The organism is Acidovorax sp. KPB24-03, from assembly GCF_057546605.1.
This window is the reverse complement of sequence record NZ_BAAJYR010000222.1, coordinates 1-5781: the sequence shown is the minus strand read 5'-3', so window position 1 is coordinate 5781 and position 5781 is coordinate 1. Positions and strand designations below refer to the sequence as shown.

Annotated in this window: 6 protein-coding genes; 4 read left to right on the top strand and 2 right to left on the bottom strand. The window is 66.5% G+C overall.

The window, feature by feature from the left end:
- Window positions 1-56: 56 nt before the first annotated feature.
- On the bottom strand, window positions 57-362 hold the full coding sequence (locus AC27KI_RS17675) for a DUF3649 domain-containing protein (RefSeq protein WP_284430164.1): 306 nt from the start codon (window positions 360-362) through the stop codon (window positions 57-59).
- A gap of 388 nt (window positions 363-750) precedes the next feature.
- The gene (gene bfr / locus AC27KI_RS17670; RefSeq protein ID WP_092744334.1) at window positions 751-1227 is read right to left on the bottom strand and encodes a bacterioferritin; all 477 of its coding nucleotides are present in this window, start codon (window positions 1225-1227) and stop codon (window positions 751-753) included.
- 280 nt (window positions 1228-1507) lie between these two features.
- Between bfr and ahpC the strand changes: the two genes are divergently transcribed.
- The 4 genes from ahpC to AC27KI_RS17650 form a co-directional block, all read left to right on the top strand.
- A complete protein-coding gene (ahpC, locus tag AC27KI_RS17665) occupies window positions 1508-2083 on the top strand; it encodes an alkyl hydroperoxide reductase subunit C (protein WP_272551795.1) in 576 nt (191 codons plus the stop codon).
- Window positions 2084-2261: 178 nt separating this feature from the next.
- Window positions 2262-3830, top strand: a complete 1569-nt coding sequence (ahpF, locus tag AC27KI_RS17660; RefSeq protein ID WP_487115004.1) for an alkyl hydroperoxide reductase subunit F — start codon at window positions 2262-2264, stop codon at window positions 3828-3830.
- A 310-nt stretch (window positions 3831-4140) separates the two neighbouring features.
- On the top strand, window positions 4141-4317 hold the full coding sequence (locus AC27KI_RS17655) for a hypothetical protein (RefSeq protein ID WP_284430166.1): 177 nt from the start codon (window positions 4141-4143) through the stop codon (window positions 4315-4317).
- A gap of 40 nt (window positions 4318-4357) precedes the next feature.
- The coding region (locus AC27KI_RS17650; protein WP_487090262.1) for a phosphocholine-specific phospholipase C at window positions 4358-5781 on the top strand (1424 nt) is incomplete at its 3' end.

The window sequence follows — 5781 nt, the reverse complement described above, 5'->3', positions numbered from 1 at the left end:
GTGCAGCCAGGCCATGGCCTGGCGGAAACCCTCGCGCTCGGGTGCGGTCTTCTGCTTCATGCGCCCCCCAGCCAGCGGGGCGCCATCGCCAGCGCGCCCAGGGCGAGCGCCGGCAGCCCGAGGGCGGCCCAGGCGCCCCAGGCCGTGCGTGCATAGAAGGCCCATGCCACGGCGCAGGCATAGACCAGCCACGACAGCAGCGTGGCGGTGAGCACCGCCTCCACACGCGGCATGAACGGCATCAGGCCGAGGGTGAGGGCGGCGGTGGCGGCCGCCGCCAGCGCGTAGCCACCCAGCCCCCCCGCCAGGGCGCGGGAGGTGATCGCCAGGCGGTAGCGCCAGTCGACGCGGGCCGCCTTCATGGCCGGGCGGCGCCCACCAAAGCGATGGCGGCCGCGCAGGAATGGGTGTCGGAAAAGGGGTGATCGGCCGGGGTGGCGAAACAGGCGCGCGCAGGACAGTGCAGCATCGAAAGGCTCCATGCAGGTTGGGGCGCTGGCTGCAGGCGGGGCACGGGGCCCGGGGCGGACTGACTGGCTGGCTAGGCCGGTATTCTAGGTTTTATGAGAATCGTTCGCATTCCGTTGTGTGCAATCGCAACAAACAGTGGGAACTTGGGCGCCATGGGCACGCCACCTGATGCGTGCGCGCCACACTTTGAGGGGCGGGACCGGGCCGGAAACGAAAAACCGGCCCGAAGGCCGGCTGGAGCACGGGTTACCCGGTGGCGGGTGCCGGGCAGGTGGTGCGTTATTCGATCTCGCCCATCTGCGACTGCAGGTAGTTCTGCAGCCCGACCTTGGCCAGCAGGTCGATCTGCGTTTCGAGGAAGTCGATGTGCTCTTCGGTGTCGTCCAGGATGCCCTGCAGCAGATCGCGCGAGACATAGTCGCGCACCGTTTCGCAGTGGGCGATGCCGTCCTTGATGGTGGCCTGGGCGCCGCGCTCGGAGCGCAGGTCGCATTCGAGGATCTCGGGCACGTCCTCGCCGACTTGCAGCTTGGCCAGGTCCTGCAGGTTGGGCAGGCCGTCCAGCATGAAGATGCGGTCCATGAGCTTGTCGGCATGCTTCATCTCGCCGATCGACTCTTCGTATTCCTTCTTCGCCAGCTTGTCGAAGCCCCAGTGCTTGAGCATCCGGTAGTGCAGGAAGTACTGGTTGATGGCCGTCAGTTCGTTCTTGAGCTGGGCCTGCAGATGCGAAATGACCTGTGCGTCGCCTTGCATGGAGATTCTCCTTGTGTGGGTTTGGGGTGCGATTGTCATGACGCGGGCCACGTGGCGCAAGGCAATCTCCCTGCCCGGGCGGTATGGCTGCGTTTGATGCTGAGTTGTGTTCGCGTTGGGCGTCCTCAGATACAGTCGTTCGCTCCTGGCCCACGCCATCGAGCCCTTGCTTTTTATAGCCTGTGGCAATCAACTTGATGAAGTCAATTAATTGGATTGATGGCTTGGGAGCGCCTAAACTTCAGGTTTTCGTGTTCAGCCATCAACCTAGGAAACAGCAATGTCCCTGATCAATACGCAAGTCCAGCCCTTCAAGACCACCGCTTTCGTGAACCGCGACGGCAAGGGCGACTTCATTGAAGTGACCGAAGCCAACCTCAAGGGCAAGTGGTCCGTCCTGATTTTCATGCCGGCGGCCTTCACCTTCAACTGCCCCACCGAAATCGAAGACGCGGCCGACAACTATGCCGAGTTCCAGAAGGCCGGCGCCGAGGTCTACATCGTGACGACCGACACGCACTTCTCGCACAAGGTGTGGCACGAAACCTCCGACGCCGTCGGCAAGGCCAAGTTCCCCCTGGTGGGCGACCCCACGCACCAGCTGACCAACGCGTTCGGCGTGCACATTCCTGAAGAAGGCCTGGCATTGCGCGGCACGTTCGTGATCAACCCCGATGGCGTGATCAAGACCCAGGAAATCCATTCCAACGAAATCGCCCGCGACGTGTCGGAAACCCTGCGCAAGCTGAAGGCGGCCCAGTTCACCGCCGCCAACCCAGGCCAGGTGTGCCCCGCCAAGTGGAAGGAAGGCGCCAAGACGCTGACGCCTTCCCTGGATCTGGTCGGCAAGATCTAAGCACCTCGGCCTCCCGCAGGAGCGGGGCGCCTCGGGCGCCCCTGGCCGGACAGCAGCATGGCGTGCGCGCCATGCCGTCCGGCTTTTTTTTCGCCCGCTCATCCCCGATTTCTCCGCTCCGTGCCCGGCACTGGCCGCACCGCCCAACGACACAACTCGAATCGCAAAGGACACCACCATGCTCGACGACCAACTCAAAACCCAACTTTCGGCTTACCTGGAGCGCGTGACGCAACCGTTCGAGATCGTGGCGTCCCTGGACGGCAGCGAGGTGTCCACCCAGACCCGCGAACTGCTGGAAACCATCCAGGGCCTGCGCAGCGACAAGATCACCCTGCGCACCGACGGCAACGATGCGCGCAAGCCCTCGTTCACCCTGCAGCGCGCCGGCACGCAGACCCAGCTGCGCTTCGCCGGCCTGCCGCTGGGCCATGAATTCACGTCGCTCGTGCTGGCCCTGCTGTGGACCGGCGGCCATCCCCCGAAGGTCGAGCAGGACGTGATCGAGCAGATCCAGGCCATCGATGGCGACTTCGAGTTCGACGTCTACATGAGCCTGACCTGCCACAACTGTCCGGACGTGGTGCAGGCGCTGTCGCTGATGGCCATCTTCAACCCGCGCATCAAGACCACGGTGATCGAGGGCGGCGCCTTCCAGCAGGAAGTGACCGACCGTGAAATCATGGCGGTGCCCATGGTGTTCATGAACGGCCAGGTATTCGGCTCGGGCCGCATGACCGTGGAAGAGATCGTGGGCAAGCTGGACACCGGCGCGGCGGCGCGCGATGCGGCCAAGCTCTCGGCCAAGGAGGCCTTCGACGTGCTGGTGGTCGGCGGTGGCCCGGCCGGCGCCGCGGCCGCCGTGTATGCCGCCCGCAAGGGCATCCGCACCGGCGTGGCCGCGGAGCGCTTCGGTGGCCAGGTCAACGACACGCTGGACATCGAGAACTACATCTCGATCAGCAAGACGGACGGCCCCCGATTCGCCGCGGCGCTGGAGCAGCACGTGCGCGACTACGAGGTGGACCTGATGAACCTGCAGCGCGCCAAGGCCTTGAAGCCCGCCGCGGCGGAAGGCGGCCTGATCGAGGTCGAGCTGGAAAACGGTGGCACCTTGCGCTCGCGCACGGTCATCCTCTCGACCGGTGCGCGGTGGCGCAACATGAACGTGCCCGGCGAAGACCAGTACCGCACCAAGGGCGTGACCTACTGCCCCCACTGCGACGGCCCGCTGTTCAAGGGCAAGCGCGTGGCGGTGATCGGCGGCGGCAACTCCGGCGTGGAGGCGGCCATCGACCTGTCCGGCGTGGTGGCGCACGTCACGCTGCTGGAGTTCGCGGCCGATCTGAAGGCCGACGCCGTGCTGCAGCGCAAGCTGCGCAGCCTGCCCAACGTGACCGTCATCACCCAGGCGCAGACGACCGAGGTGCTGGGCGACGGCAACCGCGTGACGGGCCTGGCCTACCAGGACCGCGCGAGCGGCGAAGCGAAGCAACTGGCGCTGGAAGGCATCTTCGTGCAGATCGGCCTGTTGCCCAACACCCAGTGGCTGCAGGGCACGGTGGAGCTGTCGAAGTTCGGCGAAATCGTGGTGGACTCGCATGGCCGCACCAACGTGCCGGGCGTGTTCGCCGCGGGCGACGTGACCACGGTGCCGTACAAGCAGATCATCATCGCGGCGGGTGAGGGCGCCAAGGCGGCCCTGGGCGCATTCGACCACCTGATCCGCACCACCGCACCGGCGTGATCGCAGGCGCCCGGGCGCCTGGTGGATGACGGGGCGCCACGGCGCCCCGCTCCTTCTTTTCTGTCTTTTCAAAGCACAAGGCGGCCTTCGGGGCCGCCTTGTGCTTTTTGCCGTTCTGCCGTGCGCGGGGGAGGGGCGCCCCTGCCCCTGGAAGGCCACTGCCGTCATGGCGCTGACACGGTGCGGGCGGATCATTCGGGTTGCAGATTATTGCGTTTATGCACTTTTCTGCAACTGCAAGGCGGTCGCCCCGAAGTTCGGTCTTTGGCCCAGTCCGCCGCTTGATCCACTCGACCCGCGAGACCTTTCCATGACCTTGATCCCTGCAGCCCCCCGATCGCGCCCCCGCTGGGCGCGGCCGTTTTTCTTGTTCCTGGCCGGTTCGGCGATGGCGTTGGCCCTGGCGGGCTGCGGCGGCAGTGGGGGAGGCGGCACCTCCGCCGATGCCCCCGGCGCCGAAAAGACCCAGCTGCGCTGCGCCCCTTGATCGCGCACGCCTTCCCCGTCGAACCCACGCAGAGCACACCATGACCATCGATTCCCGGAAACGCAAGTTCCTCCAGGCCGCAGCCGGCACCACCGCGTCCGCCGCGGCGCTGAGCCTGTTCCCGCCCAGCATCCGCCGGGCTCTGGCCATTCCGGCCAACCACCGCACCGGCACGATCCAGGACGTGGAGCACGTCGTGATCGTCATGCAGGAAAACCGCTCCTTCGACCACTACTTCGGCACCTTGCCCGGCGTGCGCGGTTTCGGCGACCGCTTCACCATCCCCGTGGCCGGCGGCCGCAGCGTGTGGCAGCAACTGGACAAGAACGGCGCGCCCGTGCTGCCCTACCACTTGGACCAGAAGGCCGGCAATGCCCAGCGCGTGAGCGGCACGCCCCACAGCTGGGTCGACGCGCGCAACGCCTGGGACCGTGGCCGCATGCAGGAGTGGGCGCGCTACAAGCAGCCCCAGTCCATGGGCTACTACACGCAGCAGGAGGCCCCGTTCCAGTTCGCCCTGGCCGAAGCCTTCACCGTGTGCGATGCGTACTTCTGCTCGCTGCACGGCGGCACCAATTCCAACCGGCTGTTCCACTGGACCGGCACCAACGGCGCCACGGGTCCCTCCGGCCGGGTGGTGGTGAACAACGCCCTGGACGAGCTCGACTCGGACACCGACATCCGCACCGGCGGCTACGACTGGACCACCTACCCCGAGCGTCTGCAAAAGGCCGGCGTCTCGTGGATGGTCTACCAGAACATGCCCGACAACTTCACCGACAACCCGCTCTTCGGCTTTCCGCAGTACCGCCAGGCCAACCTCGCCTCGGGCAAGCCGGTCTACCATGACCGCGACGTCAACCCCGCCTACGACCCCGCGAGCGACAACACCGGCAACCCGCTCTACAAGGGCATTGCCAACACCATGCCGGACGGCGGCTTTCTCGGCACCTTCCGCAAAGCGGTGCTCGACGGCTCGCTGCCGCAGGTGTCGTGGGTCATCCCGCCCGCCACGTACTCCGAACACCCGGGCCCTTCCAGCCCGGTGCAGGGCGGCTGGTACGTGCAGGAGGTGCTCGATGCCCTCACGGCCAATCCCGACGTGTGGAGCAAGACCGTGCTGCTCATCAACTTCGACGAGAACGACGGCTACTTCGACCACCTGCCGCCGCCGTGCGCGCCGTCGCTGGATGCCAGCGGCGGCAAGATCGGCAAGTCCACGCTGAGCGACCGGGACATGGCCTACGAGTACTACACGCACACCGCGGTCCCCGGCACCGGCATGCCGCCGCCCGATGGCGACTGCTACGGCCCCGGGCCGCGCGTGCCGATGTGGGTGATCTCCCCGTGGAGCCGCGGCGGCTGGGTGAATTCGCAGAACTTCGACCACACCTCCGTGCTGCGCTTTCTCGAAGCCCGCTTCGGCGTGCAGGAGCCGCAGATCAGCCCCTACCGCCGCGCGGT

Coding starts and splice junctions, on each gene's coding strand:
- ahpF (WP_487115004.1), top strand. CDS start 2,262: ATGCTCGACGACCAACTCAAAACCCAACTTTCGGCTTACCTGGAGCGC.
- AC27KI_RS17675 (WP_284430164.1), bottom strand. CDS start 362: ATGAAGGCGGCCCGCGTCGACTGGCGCTACCGCCTGGCGATCACCTCC.
- AC27KI_RS17655 (WP_284430166.1), top strand. CDS start 4,141: ATGACCTTGATCCCTGCAGCCCCCCGATCGCGCCCCCGCTGGGCGCGG.
- ahpC (WP_272551795.1), top strand. CDS start 1,508: ATGTCCCTGATCAATACGCAAGTCCAGCCCTTCAAGACCACCGCTTTC.
- bfr (WP_092744334.1), bottom strand. CDS start 1,227: ATGCAAGGCGACGCACAGGTCATTTCGCATCTGCAGGCCCAGCTCAAG.